Raw genomic sequence first — 20,987 nt, forward strand, 5'->3', positions numbered from 1 at the left:
TCCCTCCGTATCCGTGTTCATATGTTGCCATTTACAATCTAAATGAACACATATAATATGAATATATCCAAATGAATACATCGGGCGCTCGGAGGGATGCCAATGGAACACGCTGTCTTTATACGCGCTTACCTTCGGGCTTCTACTGAGGACCAGAATGCGAGTCGCGCCCGTGACGCCCTCAGCGCCTTCGTGGAAGAGAAAGGGCTCAAGGTAGCTGCTTGGTACACGGAGAATGCCAGCGGTACCAAGGTAGACCGCACCGAGCTCTCCCGCCTCATTGATGATGCCCAGTACGGAGATGTGCTGCTTGTGGAGCAGGTCGACCGTTTGACTCGCCTCAGCAAGCCCGATTGGGATCGTCTCAAGGGGGCTATCCAGAGTGCTGGCCTGCGCGTTGTCTCGTTGGACCTCCCCACTAGTCACGCGGCCTTGAACATGTCTACTGGCGATGATTTCACGGGGCGAATGCTCGACGCGGTGAACTCAATGCTGATGGATATGTTAGCTGCGGTCGCCCACAAGGATTGGGAGGATCGTCGGCGCCGCCAACAGCAAGGGATCGAGCAGGCGAAGCGCGAGGGACGCTACAAGGGCCGCCCTGTCAATGAAGAGGTGCATGCACGCATATTGGAGCTCCGCCGTCATGGACTCAGCATCCGTAAGACTGCGGATATCGTCGGGTGCGGAGTGAGCACGGTCCAGCGAGCGGAGAAGCGAGCGATGCAGGCCTGATCATGGAGTGATCAACACGTGCTACCCTGCCCCGGAACTGAGCGTCATAGGTCGACACCATGGGCAGCAAGCAGTCAGGACATGTCGGCAGATTACCTCAGCCGTCGTGGTCTCGCCCTTGAAAGGTCCATGGCTTCAATGGTCCATAACCTGAAGGGGATATCGTCGCTCATATGACCAGTACAGTGCTGGAGCTGGCCAGTTCAGTTTATCTGATGAGGCGGCTCACCGCAGCGCCAGTCCAGTGTATGGCGCGGCGAACGCCGCTGGAAGTTTACGCCGAGATGCTCAAGACATCGGGCGCAGGCCCGAGCACCACCCTTCAATAGGGTTTTGCTTGGAGTTTGAGAGCGCCGTCCTTCACTTGTCTTCTAATAATATCAGCCTCAATCTCAGATAGAAAAGCCTCAGATTCCGGGGAAGAAGGTGGAAAAAAGGAACTGGCTCTCACGCCTGCAAGTATTGAGGCAAAAGACAGGCTATTAAGCATATTGATCAACCTCAGATACGAGGCATCGTTTATGCTTTCAAAGCTAAGGCCATGAACAATGTTATGTCTGTTGAGGAGAGTGTTTTTCGGAAGATTCGACGAATGCTCATAAAGTTGCTTCTCAAAAAACAGGCTAAGATTTTTTAACATTTGAACCTGTTCGTTACCTTGATCAAGGTAGTCAATTGTAATTTCTGATTCTGGGTACCATGTATAACCTGAGAACAGCCTTTCTCTAACTTCGTTACATATTTTCTTGACAACGCGAATTAAGTCTTTGCTTCCAACTTCGTCTTCTTTTCCTCCTTTCATCACCCCTAACTCTCTTACAATACCTTCTATGCAAGGGATGATAGTGATGACTGCAGCATATAAAAGTCCAGAAAAATAGCACCTAATTGATTGCTCTATTGCTGTTTTGTACTGATAGAATGTCGTAAGTTTCGACCACTTCTCAATAAATAATATAGAAATGGATTCTGGAGTGTAAAGTTCTGTCAGTATCTTTCTGGCAGCAGCCTCCTTGTCCTCGCTCAAACGCAGCCTGTCACCCTGCTGCAACAAAAAAGAGTTCATGAAGAAAGGAGGGACAATTAGTCCTGCTTCATAAAAGGTGTTTCTCAATCGGTGAGCACTCGTGATTGGGAGATTGTCATTCAAGTCTTTCGGAAAAAAACCGACATTGTTCCCGATGGTGACACGATAGCCGTGGATACTGGTGAAGGAGTTTATTTTGTCATCCTTTACCACCGCACTAGGATGTTTAGTGCGCAATTCCTCTTGTAGTGCACCACTGCCTTTGCTAAGTAGATTCTTTCTTTTTGCCACCCTGTAAGTCTTTCTGAAATCAATATCGGTCATAGCGAGATTCTCAGGACTATTTGTGATTAGATAACTTTAAAACGGTGATAGAGACTTTTCACCAGAAAACATTACCACGTTAATAGAAATTATTCTGGCTATCGACCCATAGAGCGAATATCGATCTAATGCAGGGCAATACAGATGTCATACGATGATCGCTATTGAGTAGGTGGAGGTCAGCTCGGTGCTCCTCGGCGAACGCTATCACGTTGCTCACAGGGACCACCTTGTCGCTCCAACCGTGGCAGATAGCGATGGGCACGCCTTCCAGCTGGAAGCCCGACTGCATAGCGTAGCCGGGGAGACCCACCGCAGGTGCCAGCAGAAACAACCCCGCCACAGGAACCGTTTGGCTAGCCACCAGTGACACGTAGGCGCCCATAGAGCTCCCTACGAGCAGATAGGGGCCGCTGGTCGTGGATAGCACCTCCACCAGCTTGACGACCCGTGCCTCAGGGTCCGTGATGCTCTGATAGTCAATGCTCTCTACCTGAAGCCCGTTGCTCAAGGCAACCTGCGACAGCTGGACGATTTTTTGCCCATAGGGGCCGGATTCCTTGCCGTGAGAGAAGATAACCTTCATGCGTTGCCCTCCTTCTTCAAGTGAATGACGGAGCCCCATGTCGCGGGGCAAGCGCCATTGCCAGTGATCGCCCACAGCACGGGTATAGGGGGAGCCACATCCGGCGCTCGTCCACAGCCATCCGTGAGGTACACCACAACATCTGGCCAGACTGCCTCTGCTCGGTCGAAGACTGGGCGAAAGTCTGTGCCTCCTCCCCCAGACAGCGTCATGGAGTTGTGTATGTCAGAGCCATCGAACTCCCGCAGATCATGCAGTGACGTAATGATGCGTTCTGACTGAATCGCTGCATCGCACTGGATGAGGGTAAGCTCTACGTGTTCAGCGGTGTCTAGCAATGCGCTCAGCTCGGCAAGGAATGTCCCAAGGTGGCTGCGCGTGCTCCCGCTCGTGTCCAGTCCTACCATGATAGAGATAGCGGCGCCCTGTTGCCCCGGCAGATAGCGCCCTTGGGCCAGATGACGACGATTGGGCCGGTTCCATGTGAATGAACCGCCGAGATGCCGTCGCAAGAAATCACGCAACAGACCACGCCAGTGCACCTGAGGTGCCGGAATATCATCGATGACCAGTTGCATGCCGGCTGGCACTATCCCAGCATCATTCTCAAGTGCGGCCCATTTCACGGCTTCCTGCCATTCCTCCGTGATCTGTCGAGCCGTGTCCACATCAATGCGAAGCGGAGCATAGTCGGGATCGATCACCATCTCCTTGTCACCACCGTTCAAGGGGGCAGGAGCCAGTAGCTCACCTCCATGGCGGTCGAAGGGCGTATCTACCTCTGGGGACGGGTGCCCCAACAGCCACTGGTAGATGGCTTCAGCGCTTCGTCCTGCCATAGCTGGATACAAAACCGCATCCTCAGGAAGTGGAAGACCATCTATCATGAGCCGGTAGTTGGCCTCAGAATCTACCGCGAGATTCCAACGTAGACGGTCTCGTCCGTATTGGCGCACAAAGTGGCCAAGCAGCACATGGTAGAGCTCGTGCCCCAACACGAATCGACGCAGTGCTGAGGAGCAACGATCTGCGAAGCGAGCATTGATGAAGATGTGCTTGCCGTCGGTGCAGGCCGTGGGGACTCGGACATCCACGACCATGACCAGCGTCATGCGCATCACCAGCTTGGCGATAAACGGGTAACTGATCAGCCAGTCGCGGAGCTCCTGCTGCCACTCGATCAGGACACGCTTCTTCAACGCCTGTTCGTTGGGCGTCGGTTCACGCCAGCTACCTTGGATGCTGTCCCCCGTGAGGAGATCACCCTGCTGTTGTGGAGAGGTCGGAGCATCGTTCATTCAGTGATACTCCTGTTCGCTGCCCTCATCCTCCCCCAGCGGGCCTGTGGCTGCATCTGCTACGAGAAAACGCCCGTCGGGTAGTCCCGTGTCTGGCTCAGGGTCGATCTGCTCCATCGGGAGGCCATGTAGCTCCAACCACTGTTGGAAGCCGGGATGCGCGAACATTTGCTCCGCTAGTGCATCAGCGCCACATCCATGATCGCTACGAAGGGCGTCTATCAGCATGAGCGTTGCCAGATCACTCGATAGCTGAACCCCCACTTCGAAGAACACTTCAAGACGCTGATCCTGAGCGTCCTCATCCCCCTTCCAAACGTGCTGGGATACCGCAGCGCAGAAGGCCAGCTTGAGGTCTGTGCGGGTCGGGATGCTGACAGGCACCTCACCACGTAACATCGCCGGGATATCTACCTTCTCGTGAGATAGATCGCGAAAGGCCATAAATTCGTGGCAGGCAGTTTCTCCAACCAGACCGTGGATCATGAGGCGTTCTGTCGCCTCATCGAGATGGGCCTCTGACATCAGTAAGGCCGATACGCGCTCCCAAGAGCGGGGAGATGCCCACGCGTGCGAAGTGTCCTCGTTGGCCAGCAGATACTCCGGCTTGAAACGGAGGAACGCCAGAATGTCGGGATGGATGCCCTGTGCCACCGCATAGGCGCTCCACGACTCAATATCAGCTTCGACGTCCAGATGCAGGAGACGATTCGCCAAGGCCGACGACATCGGGGCCGAGACCGCATGATCCTCGACACCATTACCTGCGGCCACCGCAAGCCAACCATCGGGTAGCTGATAGAGATCGCCAAGACGGCGATCCAGCAGTAGCTCGTACGCTGCTACCTGCATGGAGCGATCTGCCGCTGATAGTTCATCAAGGAGCAAGATGCCACGGCTTTCGGGATCACGCGGCCAATGGCTAGCCACCAACCACTTCACACTGTCCCCGTCCGGAACGGGAATGCCACGGAGGTCGACAGGCTCCATTTGTGAAAGCCGGACATCCACGAAACCAATGCCAGCGGCTTCACAGACCTCACGGACAACTCGACTCTTTCCTATGCCGGGACTTCCCCAGAGCATCAAGGGGGCGATGAGCTGAGGGCAACAGGGGAACGACCACAAGAGGTGGAGTTGCGTTTCGATGATGCGGCGAACTTGGGACAGGCTGGCGGTTAGCGTCATGGCGTCTCCTGAAAGGTAGACACCCATGATAACCCTGTTATGCGACACTCCCTGTCGCTTTGATTCTTCAAAGATTATCTACCAGCCAGTCATATTCTCCTGTGTTCGATACCTTCATGTCGTACGTGATATTGCGAGAGTCATCGCTGTGGCTCGCAGCTGTTCCGCCTCTTTCGGTGATTCAGAACGTTTTTCGCGCCAGTGCCGTGGTCGATGAGCAACCCGAAGAAGGCATGTGCGGACTTCAGGACGATGGACTCCAAGGCGCTGAAGCAAGTCCAGCAACTCACCCAGCGGCAAGAGTGTTTCGGAAGCCTCAAGATAGGCTCGGTCAAGACGTTCATCCTTCCCGTAACGGAGAGCTAAGGTACGTGCATGTTTTACCCAACAAACAATACCGATGGGCTCTTTGTCTGCCATGGCCTCCATGATATCGCGCCATAGGTCGAGCTCATGGCGCAACGTACCCTCGCTGTGAAGCGACATGGCCTGCACTATTGTTTGCATCGCGAGTCCGTCTGGAACTTGTATAGCGGCACGAACCAGTGCGCGTCGGTAATGGAAAGCATCAGGCACCGTCTTAGCGCATTCTACCCATATTCGATAATCGGCCATCCAGCCTTCGCGAGCGAGGTCATCGGGGAGACACCATTTCCAGCGATTTGACGCGTTTGTCCGCTGTTGCGACTCAGCACGTTGTTTCTTTCGATGCATGGACAGGTGCCGAGCACTTAGCGAAAGTCGAAGGTCCCATATCTGTTCGGGTTGTGCACCAAGCTCAGACAGCTCATGAAGCAGTTGCAGAGCTTTCACGCACGAAGCTGGTGGAGCCATCGATGGGATCAACGTGGGCAATTGCTGCATGGTGCCTTCAGGATCACGTGGAAAGGCAGCCACCAACGATTTGACTGAGCTTTCATCAACAACCACTGTCGCGATACCGACCAGTGGAGACGGCACGGGGCCTACGCAATCAATGGATGTCATAGGGGGAAGCGACACCATCTCTAGTGACGTGCAGTGCACCAAGCTCAGATATACCGGTTTGGATAGTGCAAGCTCATTCAGACTGGAATGACTAAGGGCTATACGTTCGCCCTCTACCTCAATGGATAGGGCATGTACATGATGTGAGACTTTAGATAAGTGCAAATCGGCTAGCTCCCCAGATAGTGCTGTCAAAGAGCAGCAATCACGTGCGCGACAGCATGCGTTCCATGCATGTACGTCCACCGACAGCAGCTCAGGAAGCGCGTATAATTCGATCTGAGGTGTTTTATCGCTCAGGGCAATGATCGACAGGGCTTCGAGGTGGTTACCGCCTGAGACGTAACAATGGCGTAGCTCTGGGGCATCAATAACTGCATGAGTGATCTGAGGAGCCAGCAGGACCCAACACTCAGCAGCATTGGCGCTATGTGAATCAGGTATTGCACTGATATACGGACAAACTATGGCGTTATTCCATGGAGACTCAGCACTGCTGACATAGAACTGCCCCTTAGACCAGCAGCCATCGACCTGATCCACAGCCCCTTTAATGTGAAGCGAGGGAGGCTGATCACCGCTGTCGATGTGAATGACTGCTCCGCGACCTCCGCTACGGACTCGTATTTCGCATAAGGCGTGGCAAGCCCGAATAGTGACATGGCATTCCGGTTGACATTCAGTAAGGTCGAGATGCTCAAGCTTCTCGCAGTCAGAGATATCGAGGCAGCGGAGGTACGGCGTTACCACTACCGCACTCGTGCCGCCATACTCGCTCAGCTCGCCTCCTCCAATGGAATCGACTGGGATATGAACCGATGAAGATGATGTCGTATCGAGTGGAAGGCAATGAGTGTGAGGCATGTGATCTCCTTAAATGGAGATGGTACATGCCTTCTGCGTCATCCCTTGACGCAACAGCAGATGATTTCTACGGCCTACGTCCCGGACATGCAGCACTCACATACATGCTGTTTCGGGTTTTGACGCGGATAGGGGATGTTAAAATCGTAATCAACATCAAGCGACCAACGAAATGGACGCGTTTCATCAAGACAAATTATCGGGAAGTACAGGGACAGGCGATCAGCTAGGTCTCTCTGAAGACCGCGAACCGAAGTGGAGATACCTTTCGCCTCTAAATGACGAAGAATGTCATTTGTAGTAATCGAGTCTGGGTAATTCGGGATTAAATTGAGGATGGTTGTGTATCGATAAAATAGAGCTCCATATCCGCTGTCATTCATAGGCCTCCTCTTATGCACGCCACTTTATTGGGTGCATATAGTAGAAATTATAACAGCCGCTACTCGTTAATGGAAGCGGCTTGTTGTTTTCACTGACATTTTTAATGTGACGGAGTGGTTTTCAAGATCATGCTGGACCCACAACTGCACGCTTGCTTTCGTTCCTCTCAAGCACCCGAAAATCATGCTCGCCGAATGCTGAAGCATTCGGACATCACATGATTTTTATTTCATTTTTATACCTTTGTTGTTGGCGTACTCATAGCAGACTGCGCCTTCATTGCCTTGACTGATTTCTTTATGCAAGTAATGGGTTAAGCGCTCAATATCGTAAATTGGCTTGAACCAGTCGTTGCTATAATGTCTAGTAGTAAACGTCTCGTCTCCATTGGGGGTGTTGCCCCATAAATTACCAATTAATTTCTTTAGTTCTTCTAGGGATATGTCCGATACACGTGAATCCCTGTTGATCGGGCTTTCCATTATTACATGTATATGCCAGTTGGCTTCTACCTTGTCAAGGACACATCCCACGTGTTCATATCGAGCACGCCCCATCTCAAGGACTGGGAGAAGTCGTAGTCTTTTTTTCTCTCTTCTAATGAAAAGAGCTCTATTCAATTTATTGATGAAGTCGACCATGGACTTCTCTGCGTCTTTTCTTTTGATGTTAGGTCGAAAAACCAGTGTCATAAAGAACTCCGGATTGAATGACCGGCAGAAGTCAATTATATCTTTTTTGTGTTCCTCATTTAATGTTTCATATTTCATTATAATTTATCCTTTGTTTGATATTGTTAACATTTGGGTACTCTTCTACTAAGGCTTCCCCATGAGTCATCATGGTTTGCCCCTTAGACGGTTTGCTTGTCCTTTATACCCGCAGAGCGAAGTCATACGGCCGTAGATAAGACATCCCGCTAATGCTGTCGAAGAGTAGTTATCTCCAAAAAAAATGGAGAGGTTTAATATGGCTTAGCCATATGCATTCGCTGTGGTATCGTCCCACTGGTCTTTCAGGGGTGATGATGATGTGCAGCGAAGGGAAACGCCGGTACGATACTGTAGAAACGATTAACAAGAAGTTGCGTACGCAGGAGGCGTGGAGGAAGAAACAAGGCCGGATTACACAGAAAAAGATATATAGCGGTGTAGACACATCGCCGCTAGCTTCTATTTACGGTCAATGCATTGCTCCCTCATGTGTAAATACACTTCATCATTGGCTGCCAATCCTAAAGCTTCATACATCTTAACAAAGCGTTCGGCGCTAGGTTTGTAAAACCGCCTATTACCTTCATTGTACTTCTTTACCTTATCCCTATAAGCTTTATAGTCCTTATCATTGTTAATCTTCTGTCGATCACTAAGATCATCAGCCTCTAACCCATCAACATCAATCTTTAAACACTCAGATTCTGGCCACTTTTCTTTTAGGAACTCTGCTGTATTTTTGTCAATAACATAAAAGACTACAGGGTCAGTTGCATTGCGCTCACGTATACTTGTACGTGACACAAACTGGTAAGCAGATAATTGGTTACGGTCCATGTCAACAACTTCTCTTGGAACACCAAAAGCTTCAAAAATAGACGCCTCGCAGTCTTTAGAATTCTTAGCTGTTGTATACATGGCGTAGTTGTAAGTGGAATATTCATTAACACCGGAAACAGCAGTTAACAAGACAGCTTGGCCATCTTGATTGTCACCCCCCATACACTCGCGATAGACTTTTTTGTCTCTAGATGCCACGTTTGAATTAAATATAAAACATTCACCACCGATCTCCCTAAGATAACGAGCAACTATCAAGTCTTCGTGATCCATAATCTCATTATCATCATCTCTCTTTAAAGACTTAACCCTTTTATAACTAATGCTGTTCTTCCTATCCACAGCATATTTTATAGTTAATCTTTTCCCATTGCTGTGTTGTAAAAGAGGATATGCAGCATAACTTACCCTGTTTAATTCAAAACCTAGATTCTCTAGAACAAGGGCCATCACTGTTTTATCGAAGTCCGCTGCAATAAAGGTAAGACTAGAAAACTTAGTCAAAATATCTTTTTTTATCACTGAAAGAGTGGATAGCTTCGCAGACTCTTTTTCATGCTTTCCCTCTAAGACGCTCACAGCTTTCTTGACATCTTCTATGCGCGCATAGGTTGAGAAGGATTTAGAGAGTGAGTGAGCCACGAATTGTTCATGAGCATCTTTCTTCCAGAAACTATCTCCAATACCACCGTTAAGGATATTCCTAAATGTAGCCCTCTGCGATGCCTCAACACTTAGCTCATACAATTTATCATTGACACCATGTTCTAAAGTGAAGCTATCCAAAAACATCTTCGCTGATGCCTTTGTAACTTCATATGAACATGTATAGAACATATCCATACATTCATCTATAATCAAGTGCCAACCGTCAATTCCAACAATGTCATTCAAAAGAGCTAGTCGTAGTGTTTGATGTGTCGTGACTATAATGTAGTCATTGTAGTAGTTATTACCCTTTTCAAGATGGCACTCAAGTTCCTCGAACGTTTTCTTATCAACACTCTTTTCTTCGCTCGTAATAAAGGCGCAGGAAGGAGTTATGACCAACTCCTCTGAAATCTCGTGTATCTTTGATTTATATTCGTTCGCTAACTTTATGTATGGAACTGCTATAATGGTTTTTTCTCTCCTCTTAAGTACATCTTTAATCGCTCCATGTGTCTTTCCTGACCCCGTGAGCGACGGATCAAAATTTACAGTCCCACAGCCTGATTGATTCTCAACAGCAGCGACGATGTCTTGCTGACTTACATTAACGTTCTTAGCATTCATGATATACTCTCCTTATAAAAAGTTTCGAATTCGGGGCTGATCAACAAAACCGTTACACATCTCTATAATGTATATAGAAACGTCCCGTTTTTACTCAACATAAAATTGATTGGCACTGAAAACCAGATCAATACAGCAGCTAGAAAAAGGAAAAAGGAAGTGGCGCAGTAGCGACGCCAAGGAGCGGAACGTCACTTCCCTATGCACTGAGTTTACTCAGTGCATTCCAAGACCAACTACCAGTAATTAAAATAATTGCAGCTCCGCTGGAGTTGTGAACTCCTGAGTGCAAGTAAACTTACACTCAGAAATCCACCAACTCGTGCTTGTTTCTTGGCTTACTTGAAACACGTATACTTAAATTCAATCACAATCAGACGAGCCCATACGATACACCTCCTTCATCAACATGAAGGACATCAAATCACATGGCAAATAACATTCGACTTCATACAAATGATAATATGTAAGTGACATCGCTTCGCAATGTCACTTGGCGGATGAACAAGCAAAGCCTGTTCATCCACTTTCATCTTGACATACAACTAATTCGAGTTTTTAAGTTATGCAATCAAAAGAGATGGGAACATCTATACCTGTAGTCATCAACGCGTCTTTATTGTAAAAAAACAGCATGCGACATCACAAGATATACTTTCGCTATCAAACCTGATGCTAACCGAGTTTATGCATCTCGATATAAACCAGCTCAACAACCCTGAAAGAAAAGCCCCCTGCCCTTTTATTCCATAACAATCCATCAGCCTAATTACTGACAAGGTCATCGGAACATTGTAAAGCCTTAAACCTCAAGATTGACAACGGCATCCCAATGCGGCGAAAAAACTCTCCCAAAATATTCAATAACCTCATTATCATATATCTCGATCACATCTTTCACTTCTACTTCATCTGCCAATGAAGGCTGAAGTTCAGATATAGACAAGTACAAGCAGAGAACTTTTTTATGTAAATCATGACCAATACCGAACAAGTTATAAGCCTCTCCTGCTTTTATCTTGATTACTCTATCTCTGCCAAATCCTTCTGCTTGGAGACGCATGTTTACTCTCGACTGTAAGCCAGCAACCACCTTCTCAACATTCACCCTGCTTACGTCACAAATCTCCACCAATCGCTCAACCTCACCAACATTACACTCATTATTACACATAACTTTATTCCTGTTTTTATTAAAAACGAAAGCATCCTGCCAAAGATTTGGCATATAGGTATTAAACAATGCCATCAGTAAAGAGGCAGCGTGGACTCTAAGTAGTAACGCGCCTCCTAATACTGGTCAGGAAGCTTTCTGAACGACACAATCAAATGGTAACCCAAAATCTCAGTCTGGCAAGAGAAATGAAGGATGCTTTATAAATCAGAAATCCATGCCTCGCCCATAATTTAACCAAATAAACTCTTGCACCGTCACTCATCAGCCTGAAAATTACCGAATTAATTCTGGAGCCGCGACACTATGCCAAGACCTCAATTTAAAAAAACTATAAACCTATTTGCTAAAAATCACCATCAATCATCTCTACCACAGGCATCAAGACCTGAGGCTTATATTCCTTACCATACCTTGTGTTTGTGATGCCACCGGTTGAATGCCCCAGAAATCCTCCAATCTGATTCTCCGCGACTCCTTTCTGCTTCAGAAAATTGGCTACTGTATGCCGGAAACTGTGGAAGTCTTTTTTCCCCTTCCCTCTCTGTACTATGCCAAGCTTATCCCGCAGACGACCAAACCACTTAGAGGGAGTCGCAGAGTACCCATGCTTTTCGCTCCACCTCAGATTAAAAACACGGGACTGATCCGGCAAAGAAGATACATACTCGACAAACCCCATCTTTAAAAGGTCGTGATGAATCGGTATCACGCGTTCAGCTGAATGATTCTTTAGCCTCTGGTCTGGCTTTCTCTCTCGGACATGAATACAGGCAATGCCATCAATGATCTTCACATCTTCCTTGTAAAGCTGGCATATCTCATTGAGGCGAAATGCACCATAGTAGCCAAGGTGAGGAATCCAATACTTCCACCCCTCTTGCTGTTTTACTTCAAAGAAAATTCTTCCAATTTCCTCTTCAGTGAACTCATCTCGATAACTATTCACTTTACGCTTGAGTTTGATCTTCATCCCTGAAAATGGATTTCTGGTGATCAACTCCATGGCAACAGCATGCTCGAAGACGGTCACAAGGTTCTTAACATAATTGTTATAAGTCGTTATCGAGATCGTCTTGTCAGCCGTCTCGATAAGCATATCAAGTGTCAGGTGGGGCTTTTGTACCAGTGTTCGCGTGGCAAGCGGAGGGAGCTGCAGAACCTTATCTCTGAACTGCTTGGCAGTCTCAATGGTGTAGTCAGTGATAGAGAGATCGCCAACAATACGAATGAGGAGGTCAACGACGGCCTGCTTATCATCCAGCGTCTTCAATGAGACACCTTCGAGCCTTTGTTGCTGCCTGTAACCTTCTAGAACCTCGGACAGGCGTTTCGCTGGAGCATGAGGAATAACGATATTCTGGGACGATGCCAAATGGCTCTCGGAGAAGCTCACAGGGAGGCTGGAGCCGTTGAGCTGAGCATCAGGGATAGCACGACCGATCAGTTCGGACGCTTCTATCAGCAAGCTAGAGGCCTTCAGGATAGCTTCACGCTTTGAGCGTGTCCTCAAGGATCTCTTGATGACTTTCTTGCCGATACGTCGCTGAGCATAGGTAGGTACGACGATGCGAAAGTACCAGACGCCATGGCGCGAGCGGATAAGGTAGGCAGGCGTTTTAGCAGAATTTCCCACGAGTTTGTCCCCCCAATTTGTCCCACTGGGAGGTCAGCCGAAGGAAAAATCCTTTAAAAACAATAAGTTGGAGGCGGCCCCGAAAGCCACATCCCGGCACACGCGTCCATCACTACCGTTGCTCCCTTCCGGGCCTGGCGGGGTTTGCGACTTAGCGTTGCGGGAGGACCTAAGGGGCCACCACAGCGGGCACTTGACGTGCCATTTGGGTCAGGCAGTTCTCTGAGCGGGATCAGTCACTTGCCGAACGCCGCGCACTATACCAAGCGACCGCCGGCGCAGCAAGGAGCGATTGCGATCCGGATACCGGTGCGTGGAAGCGTCTCACTTTCTGATCCGCCACAAGGGGCTATGGTGAGGGGTGACTCGTCTCTCGCCGCACGGCGGGAGGCTTCATCGTGAACCGCCGACGGAGGCGTCCATGAACAAGAACCCGGACAAGGGCCATATCGCACTACTCGGCTGGAGCCTGAATGCCATCGAGGCCGCCGCCAATTTCGACCGCCGCTATGTGGTGGTGGCCCCGGACTGGGCCGAGGAATACTGCCAGAAGCACGACATCCCCTATCTTTCCTGGAACTTCGAGCGCCTGAACGACCGCTCGCTGGAGATCGCCGAGACGCTCAAGGAGATGGGCGTCGATGTCGCCATCCCGCTGTTCGAGGAAACCGTGGAATGGGCCGGCGCCATCAACTCGGTGCTGCTCGACAGCCCGCGGCTCTACGGCCAGTCGCTGCTCTTGCGCGACAAGGCGTTGATGAAGCGCCGCGCTCAGCTCGGCGGCATCCGCGTGGGTATCTTCGAGGAGGCCCACGACAAGGATGACGTGATCCGCTTCCTCAAGCGCGTCAACCAGACCCTGCTCAAGCTGGATGGCGACCCCAACGACCCCATCCACCTCAAGGCCTTCGACAAGGCCGGCTGCCTGGGTCACCGAGTGATCCGCACGCCGGACGAGGTCGATACCATCCCCGAGGAGGAATTCCCGGTGCTGATGGAGTCGCACCTGGATGGCTGGGAGTTCGCCGTTGAGGCCTGGATCCACGACGGCAAGATCGCCTTCCTGAACATCTCCGAGTACGTGACCCTGGGCTATTCGGTGTTCGTGCCCGCCTCGCCGGAGCTCGAGCGCTATCGCCCGCAGATCACCGCCCAGATCGAGAAGCTGATCAAGGCCTTCGACATCTCCTTCGGCCTGATCCACCCGGAGTACTTCGTCACCAGCGACGGCGAGATGTACTTCGGCGAGGTCGCCTATCGGCCTCCGGGGTTCAAGGTCTTCGAGCTGCTCGAACGGGTCTACGGCTTCAACGCCTACCAGGCCAGCATGCTGGTGTTCGATCCCAAGTCCACCGCCGAGGAGGTCGCCGACTTCTTCCCCAGGGAAGTCGTCGATGCCGACGGCTACGCGGGCTGCTTCGGGGTCTATCCGCGACTGCGTGTGGTCAGCCGCCTGGAGATTCCCGAGGAGGTCGAGGACGATCCCTACTTCGAATCCCACGAGCTGACGCCCCCGCTGCAGGAAACCGTCACCAAGCGCACCGCTTTCGGCACCCACTGGGGGCTGATCTACTTCAAGGGCGACGAGCCTCACCGCATGCGCGACCTGCTCAAGCACATGGAAGAACTTGATTTCTATGTCTGACAGGCGCGTCATGGAGGCGTTACCCATGGACGACGAGGAGTCGGTGTGACCAGTCCATCCACGCCAACCGGCGACGACAAGCTCACGGGCCTGCTGGCTCGACTGGACGAAGCCACGGCCCTGCTGAACGAGGCCCGAGACTTCGCCAAGCCGGGCAAGCTACCGCGGGTGCTCGACACCGCCCGCCGCGTGCTGCTGCAGGAAGGCGGCGCCGCGGCGATCGAACCCCGCACCGCGGCCCTCGAGGCCGCGGGCGTCTTCGAGGGCTCGGACTGGGCCACGCCCCAGTTCCTGGTGCCCTCGCTGACCACCCAGGCGCTGAAGAGCGCCGATCCCAACGTGGTGACGATCGAGGCACTCAGCGAACTGCGCCTGCTGGCGGTGGCCAAGGGCGACGTCCGCCATGCCATGCTCTCCGCGGAGCAGGCCCACCACTACCTGACCCAGGTGATCGCCCTGAACCTGTGGCTGCTGTTCGGCGCCCCCAGCGAAGCCGAGCGAGAGACCCAGGGGCGCCTGGCCGAGCTGCCGCGGCGCCTGTTCGCCCATCTGGCCCAGCGCATCGGCTACGAGCACATCATCGACCGGCTGATTGGCGAGATCTGGCGCATCCTCCAGCAGCGCCCGATCCAGGTCGGGCCGGTCAAGCAGATGATCACCCAGATCGCCATCTGCCAGGCCGACCCGGCCATCGACCTGGGCACCAGCGGCCAGGGCGCCGACCGCCTGGTCAGCGCGCTGTTCGGCCCGTCCCACGCCTGCCGCGAGGACCCGGGCCTCGAGGTCTATCGCCAGCGCCTGGCCAGCATGGACGCCAGCGCGCTGCAGGCCGAGGCCACCGGCTTCGCCCGGTCGATGCACGACACCGGCCTGGTGTCGCCCTATCACCCGGTGCTGCTGCGCCACCTGCTGGACAACGGCGATACCCTGATCGGCGAGGCGCTGGGGCTCTCCTCCACCGGCCGCGACTGCCTGCTGTGCTATCGCGAGCTGGTGCATGCGCTGATCCGCGGCGGGCTCCACCCCGATACCGCCCAGGCGGTCTACGGCCTGGCGCTGATGCTCGAGCGCGGCATCCTGTATCAGCCGCCGGTGGCACCGGCCATATGGCGTCAGCTGGGGCTCACGCTGTCGGACTGGTCGACGGCGCGGCTCAACCTGGCATTCGGCGAGGCGGTCTCGCCCCGGGCGCGGCTGCTGGAAGGCGTGCTGTGCATGCTCGGCCTGCCGCTGGGCGTCGGCCAGGGCAACAACCCCACCTGCCAGTCGGCCCGGGCGCTGTCGATGTGGGCCTACAACGACCCGGACTACCTGCTGCAGATGGTGGCCTGGGCGGCCCGCGACGACGAGATCATCATGCACTTCGAAGGCCAGCCGATCTCGTCGATGGCAAGCGTCGGTGGCGTGGCCACCGAGCTGCCCATGGACCTGGACCCGGTATCGCTGATCGTGGTGCCGCATCTGGACCGCATCTACGCCGAGATGGGACGGCGCTGCATCGGCCGCGAGGGCGACCCGCACCGCTGGGTCAACCCGGAGTTCCACGGCTGGTGGTCGGGGCGCGGCTTTCGCATCAACGTCGACGTCGCCAGCGGTCAGCTGATCGACCTCGACGGTTTCCTGCGCCACTTCTACGCCAGCTACCACCCGCACTACAACGGCAACCAGCCGCTCATTCATCCCCAGCCGGCCGGCATCGCGGTCACCGACAGCGCCGCCCGCTTCATCGGCTGGCACGCCATCACCCTGCTGCGGGTCGGCATCGATCCCGGCGGCGAGATGCGCGTGTTCTTCTACAACCCCAACAACGACAGCGGCCAGGACTGGGGCGACGGCGTGCAGGTCAGCACCGCCGGCCACGGCGAGCGCTTCGGCGAGGCCTCGCTGCCCTTCGACCAGTTCGCCTCGCGGCTCTACATCTTCCACCACGATCCGCTGGAGCGCGGCGAACCGGCGCGCATCGAGCAGGCCGAGCTGGATCGGGCGATCGGCTACCTGCATCGCAGCTGGGGCGCCGACCGCCTGCCGCCGGGCGGGCTGCAGGCCGAGCCGGGCGGCTGACCGGGCCGCCCGCTGTGGCATAATGGCGGCCCCGTTTTCCCGCTCCACGACTGCCAGGACCGCCCATGCCACGCCTCGACCAGCTGCTGCTCCTCCAGGGACTGGCGCGCTCGCGCACCCGCGCCCAGCGCCTGATCCGCCACGGCCGAGTGAGCCTCAAGGACGGCGGCCGGGTGCTGACCAAGCCCGGCGAGAAGCTGCCGGACACCGCCGAGTTGCACGTCGAGGAGGATCCGGAGGAGCGCTACGTGTCCCGGGCCGGGCTCAAGCTGGAGGCGCTGCTGGAGGCGCTGGCACTGCCGCTCGAGGGCCGCACGGTGCTCGACGTCGGCCAGTCCACCGGCGGCTTCAGCGACTGCGCGCTGCGCCACGGCGCGGCGCATGTGATCGGCGTCGAGGTCGGCCACGACCAGCTCGCGGCCGAGCTGCGCAACGAGCCGCGCCTGACCTGCCTGGAGGGGCTCAATGCCCGCGCCATGCGAGACGACCCGCGCCTGACCGCGGTGCTGGCCGAGTATCCCGCCGAGGTGGCGGTGATGGACGTGTCCTTCATCTCGCAGACGCTGATCCTGCCGGAGCTCGGCGCCCTGCTGCCCGTCGGCGGCGAGCTGGTGTCGCTGGTCAAGCCGCAGTTCGAGGTCGGCCCCGAGGGCGTTAACGCCCGCGGGCTGGTCACCGACCCCGCGCGCTACGCCGAGGTGGAAGCGCGCATCCGCGAGGCCTGCGCCGACGCCGGCTTCGCCATCGCGCACTGGCAGGAGAGCCCAATCCGCGGCGGCGACGGGAACAGGGAGTTCCTGCTCTACGCCCGCCGCCAGGAAACGCCTTAGCGCCCGGCGTCGCCGCCCCCTCCCCCGCCATCGCCCGCATCCAACTCGCCGGGATCGCCGCCCGCCCCGGGCGGCGGATTGGCGGGCGCCTCGCCCGAGCCGCGGCTCGGCATTCGCGCCTCGCGGCCCCTGTCGTCACGCAGCCACACGTCCATCTGATTGAAGGCGATCTCCAGGCCGTGCTCGGCGAACAGCTCGCCGACCCGGCCGTTGAGCTCATCGGTGGCCAGTAGCCGGTCGCCCAGGCTGTTGACGAAGATGCGCAGCTCGAACTCCAGGCTGCTTTCGCCGTAGCGCATGAACAGGACCTGGGGCTCGGGGTCGGCCAGCACCCGGGCGTTCTCGTCGGCGGCCTGGGTCAGCAGCCGCTGCACCAGACGATGATCCGAGCCGTAAGCCACGCCGTAGGTCAGGATCACCCGGGTGATGTTGTCCGACAGCGACCAGTTGATCAGCTGGTCGGTGACGAACGTCTTGTTGGGAATGATGATTTCCTTGCGATCGAAGTCGGTCACCGTGGTGGCGCGGATGCGGATGCGGTTGACCGTGCCGGTGAGGTTGCCGAGCGTGATGGTGTCGCCGATGCGCACCGGGCGCTCGAACAGGATGATCAGCCCCGAGATGAAGTTGGCGAAGATCTCCTGCAGCCCGAAGCCGAGCCCCACGCCCAGCGCCGCCACCAGCCACTGCAGCTTGCTCCATGACACCCCGAGGGAGCCCAGCGCCCAGACCACCCCGGTGCCGACGATCACGTAGGACAGCAGCGAGCTGATCGCGTAGGCACTACCCTGCTTGAGCTCGAGGCGAGACAGCACCATCACCTCCAGCAGCCCCGGCAGGTTACGCGCCATGATCAGCGTCAGCGCCACCACCAGCAGCGCGACACACAGGTCGGCCACCGAGATCGACGTGCCCACCAGCTCGCTGCCCTGCTGGCCGTCGCCGCCGAGGATCATCACCTGCTCGAGGTAGCCGAACACTGTCAACAGGTCGGCCCAGACCAGGTAGAAGACCACCACGAAGCCCAGCATCAGGATCAGCTTGGACAGGCGCAGCGACTGCTGGTTGACCTGCTGCATGTCCAGCGGCGGCTCCTCGACCACCTCCTGGCCGTGCTCGCCGTTGCCACCCTCCTGGGCCATCATCGCCCGCCGACGCGCCAGCGCGCGGCGGTAGGCCAGGCGCCGCGCCGCCACGGCCAACCCGCGCACCACCGTCGCCTCCACCAGGATCCAGGCGCCCAGCAGGTAAATGGTGATCACGAAACGCCCCACCAGGCTGAGCGCCGCATAGGCATAGCCCAGCATCACCAGCCCGCCCAGCACCAGGGGCACCAGCGCCATGGCCAGGCCCAGCAACAGGCGGAACAGCTTGACGCCGAAGAACGGCGTATGGGCCAGGATCAGCCTGGCCAGCGCCACGCTCATGCCCACCAACCCCGCCAGCAGCAACAATATCGCCAGGGGGCGCTGGGTCAGGTCGATATCGACGTCACGGGCCTGGGTGCCCACGAACAGCACCGGCACCAGCGCCAGACCCAGCCACCACAGCCAAAGGCGCAGCTGCGACACGTAGCCGGCCGGCCAGTGGAAATGGCGCGTCGCCACGCCCTCGGGCACCAGCAGCCGTCGCATCCAGGCGATTCCCGCCCAGGCCAGGGCCAGATACAGCAGCGCCCAGCCGATATTCACCGCCAGTCCGGCGCCACCCAGCGACATTCCCAGCGACACCGCCAGCAGGCACAGCGGTCCGGGCAGCGCCAGCAGGGCCTCAACGCCCACCGCCAGCGGCGTATGCCCCTGGCTGTCCTGGCGCAGATGACCGATCTCGTCGTGCAGGCGAGCGAGGCGACGCGACAGCGGCCGGCGCAGTCCTAGCAGCACGCCGGCCAGCAGCAGCAGCGGCGAGGCCAGAAACGCCGCCGGATCCGGCCAGCGCCAGTGGGTCGGCAGCGCACGGCGCCACTCGCCCTCGCCCCACTCGGCGCGCAGATGACTCGGCAGCCGGCTCAGCCAGCTCAGGTCCATCGGACGGGCATTGGCGATCCAGAACAGCTGCTCGTCGATGGTGGTACGCAGGTCACGGCTGGTTTCGAGCAGCTGCTGCTGGTTGAGTCGCAGCTCGATGGCGGCGGTCAACAGCTCGCCGTAGGTGGGTTCGAGGCGCGAGAGCAGATCCCGGCGGGCGCGCAGCAGCTGGGCCAGCGCCTCTTCCACGGCCTCGGGGGCATCGGCGTCGGCCTCGTCGAGACGCTGCCTGGCCTGCAGCTCGGCATTCTGCAGGCGCTCGCGCTGACGATCGAGCTCGAACTGCTGGAGGCGCAGGTCGGCGATTTCCTCCTTCAGGCCGCCGGTGGACTCGACGCTGGGCAGCGCCCGACGCTGCTCGCGCAGAATGCGCGACAGCAATGGGCTGCCGCGGATCGCCTCGATATGCTGGGAGAGCCCCCGCTGCAGCTGGCGCACCCGCTCGAGCTGGCGACGCGCTTCCTGGCTCTGTCGCCCCAGTTCGTTGGCGCGACTGGTGGCGCGCAGCAGCTCGAGGCTCAGGTCGCGATTGGCCTGGCGCGCTTCGAGGATCTGCGGATGACTGACCACGTTCTCCGGCTCGTCGCCCACCGCCTCGGCGACGGCCTGCTCCGACTGCTCTCGACGCCGGGCCTCCAGCGCCGCCTGCAAGGCCCGCACCCGGGTCTCGAGCCGCTCGACCCTGAGCCGGTACAGGTCGCGCTGCAGCTGGGCCAGCTCGCGGAAACGCGAGTTGGTGGCCAGCTCGCGCCGGTGCAGGGCCAGGCGCCGCTCGGCCAGGGTGCGTTCGACGCGATGCTTCAGGCGCCGGGGCGCCTCCGACGCCACGCCCTGGGCGTCCAGAGCTTCGAGGGCACGCCGGTGTTCCTCCATCGCCGCAGAGGCCTCGACGATGGACTGCTGGGCGCGCTCGGGAAGGGTCTGGGTGCCCAGCAGCCGGGTCTCGACCTCGGCGAGACGATCCTGGGCCGCCTCCAGCTCATCGGTCACCGTGTCCAGCCGCTCGGTGAGGGCCTCGAGCTCCAGCTTTTCCAGCGCTTCGCGATCAGGCGCCTGGCGCGGCCGATCCTGAGCCTCGGACAGCGCCTGACGCGTCTCGTCGAGGGACTGCGGGGCACGCTCGGCTCGAGCCTCCAGCTCGGACAGCCGACCTTCGACGTCATCGAGGCTCGACAGGGCCTCGATCGTCGCCTCCAGCGCGTCGATGCCTTCCTGGGTGGCCGCATCCACGGTCGCCCCCTCCTCGGGCCGCAGCGAGGCGAGGCGCTCCTCGAGCGTGGAACGCTCGGGCAGCGCGTCGGTCTGGGCGGCAAGCGGCACCGGCAGCGCGATGAGCACGAGCAGGCAGCAAAGAATGTGAAAGCGGACGGGCCGCCGACAGCGCGATAAAGCG

The 20,987-nt window shown here is 56.2% G+C and carries 14 protein-coding genes and 1 other RNA gene; 4 read left to right on the forward strand and 11 right to left on the reverse strand.

The window, feature by feature from the left end; translation table 11 throughout:
* Window positions 1–102: 102 nt before the first annotated feature.
* Window positions 103–735 (forward strand): recombinase family protein, encoded by a 633-nt coding sequence (locus C9J49_RS11365; protein WP_107180790.1) that lies wholly within the window; start codon window positions 103–105, stop codon window positions 733–735.
* Window positions 736–1,057: 322 nt separating this feature from the next.
* Here C9J49_RS11365 and C9J49_RS16970 read toward each other — a convergent pair whose 3' ends face one another.
* The 10 genes from C9J49_RS16970 to ffs all read right to left on the reverse strand — a co-directional run bounded on the left by C9J49_RS16970 (window position 1,058) and on the right by ffs (window position 13,205).
* Window positions 1,058–2,086 carry a hypothetical protein gene (locus C9J49_RS16970; protein WP_146612988.1) on the reverse strand — a complete coding sequence of 343 codons (1,029 nt, stop codon included), beginning with the start codon at window positions 2,084–2,086 and terminating at the stop codon, window positions 1,058–1,060.
* 79 nt (window positions 2,087–2,165) lie between these two features.
* On the reverse strand, window positions 2,166–2,672 hold the full coding sequence (locus tag C9J49_RS11370; RefSeq protein ID WP_220084868.1) for an alpha/beta hydrolase: 507 nt from the start codon (window positions 2,670–2,672) through the stop codon (window positions 2,166–2,168).
* Window positions 2,669–3,970, reverse strand: coding sequence for a VWA-like domain-containing protein (locus C9J49_RS11375; protein WP_107180792.1), 1,302 nt, complete (start codon window positions 3,968–3,970; stop codon window positions 2,669–2,671). Before C9J49_RS11375 ends, C9J49_RS11370 begins: the two co-directional genes overlap by 4 nt.
* Window positions 3,971–5,158, reverse strand: coding sequence for an AAA family ATPase (locus C9J49_RS11380; RefSeq protein WP_181454291.1), 1,188 nt, complete (start codon window positions 5,156–5,158; stop codon window positions 3,971–3,973).
* Between the two features lie 114 nt (window positions 5,159–5,272).
* Window positions 5,273–7,009: a hypothetical protein gene (locus C9J49_RS16975; protein ID WP_146612989.1), complete on the reverse strand. Its 1,737-nt coding sequence runs from the start codon at window positions 7,007–7,009 to the stop codon at window positions 5,273–5,275.
* Between the two features lie 608 nt (window positions 7,010–7,617).
* Entirely contained in the window at window positions 7,618–8,163 is a 546-nt protein-coding gene (locus C9J49_RS16980; RefSeq protein WP_146612990.1) for a hypothetical protein, read from the reverse strand.
* 402 nt (window positions 8,164–8,565) lie between these two features.
* On the reverse strand, window positions 8,566–10,221 hold the full coding sequence (locus C9J49_RS16985) for a DEAD/DEAH box helicase family protein (protein WP_146612991.1): 1,656 nt from the start codon (window positions 10,219–10,221) through the stop codon (window positions 8,566–8,568).
* Window positions 10,222–11,023: 802 nt separating this feature from the next.
* A complete protein-coding gene (locus C9J49_RS16990; protein ID WP_181454292.1) occupies window positions 11,024–11,470 on the reverse strand; it encodes a hypothetical protein in 447 nt (148 codons plus the stop codon).
* 271 nt (window positions 11,471–11,741) lie between these two features.
* Entirely contained in the window at window positions 11,742–13,031 is a 1,290-nt protein-coding gene (locus C9J49_RS11385) for a site-specific integrase (protein ID WP_146612993.1), read from the reverse strand.
* Between the two features lie 77 nt (window positions 13,032–13,108).
* An RNA gene (gene ffs / locus C9J49_RS11390) (signal recognition particle sRNA small type) lies at window positions 13,109–13,205 on the reverse strand.
* Window positions 13,206–13,452: 247 nt separating this feature from the next.
* Between ffs and C9J49_RS11395 the strand changes: the two genes are divergently transcribed.
* The 3 genes from C9J49_RS11395 (at window position 13,453) to C9J49_RS11405 (ending at window position 17,567) form a co-directional block, all read left to right on the forward strand.
* Window positions 13,453–14,676 carry an acetyl-CoA carboxylase biotin carboxylase subunit family protein gene (locus tag C9J49_RS11395; RefSeq protein ID WP_046080122.1) on the forward strand — a complete coding sequence of 408 codons (1,224 nt, stop codon included), beginning with the start codon at window positions 13,453–13,455 and terminating at the stop codon, window positions 14,674–14,676.
* Between the two features lie 45 nt (window positions 14,677–14,721).
* Window positions 14,722–16,737 carry a hypothetical protein gene (locus C9J49_RS11400; protein WP_107180795.1) on the forward strand — a complete coding sequence of 672 codons (2,016 nt, stop codon included), beginning with the start codon at window positions 14,722–14,724 and terminating at the stop codon, window positions 16,735–16,737.
* Between the two features lie 65 nt (window positions 16,738–16,802).
* Complete coding sequence (locus tag C9J49_RS11405) at window positions 16,803–17,567, forward strand: TlyA family RNA methyltransferase (RefSeq protein WP_046080120.1); 765 nt, start codon at window positions 16,803–16,805, stop codon at window positions 17,565–17,567.
* On the opposite strand, the gene mscK is transcribed toward C9J49_RS11405, so the two are convergent.
* On the reverse strand, window positions 17,564–20,932 hold the full coding sequence (gene mscK / locus C9J49_RS11410; RefSeq protein ID WP_375700490.1) for a mechanosensitive channel MscK: 3,369 nt from the start codon (window positions 20,930–20,932) through the stop codon (window positions 17,564–17,566). The two genes, C9J49_RS11405 and mscK, sit on opposite strands and share 4 nt — an antisense overlap.
* Between the last annotated feature and the right edge of the window lie 55 nt (window positions 20,933–20,987).

The sequence above is a fragment of the Halomonas sp. SL1 genome (genome assembly GCF_003030865.2).
GTDB lineage: Bacteria > Pseudomonadota > Gammaproteobacteria > Pseudomonadales > Halomonadaceae > Halomonas > Halomonas halophila.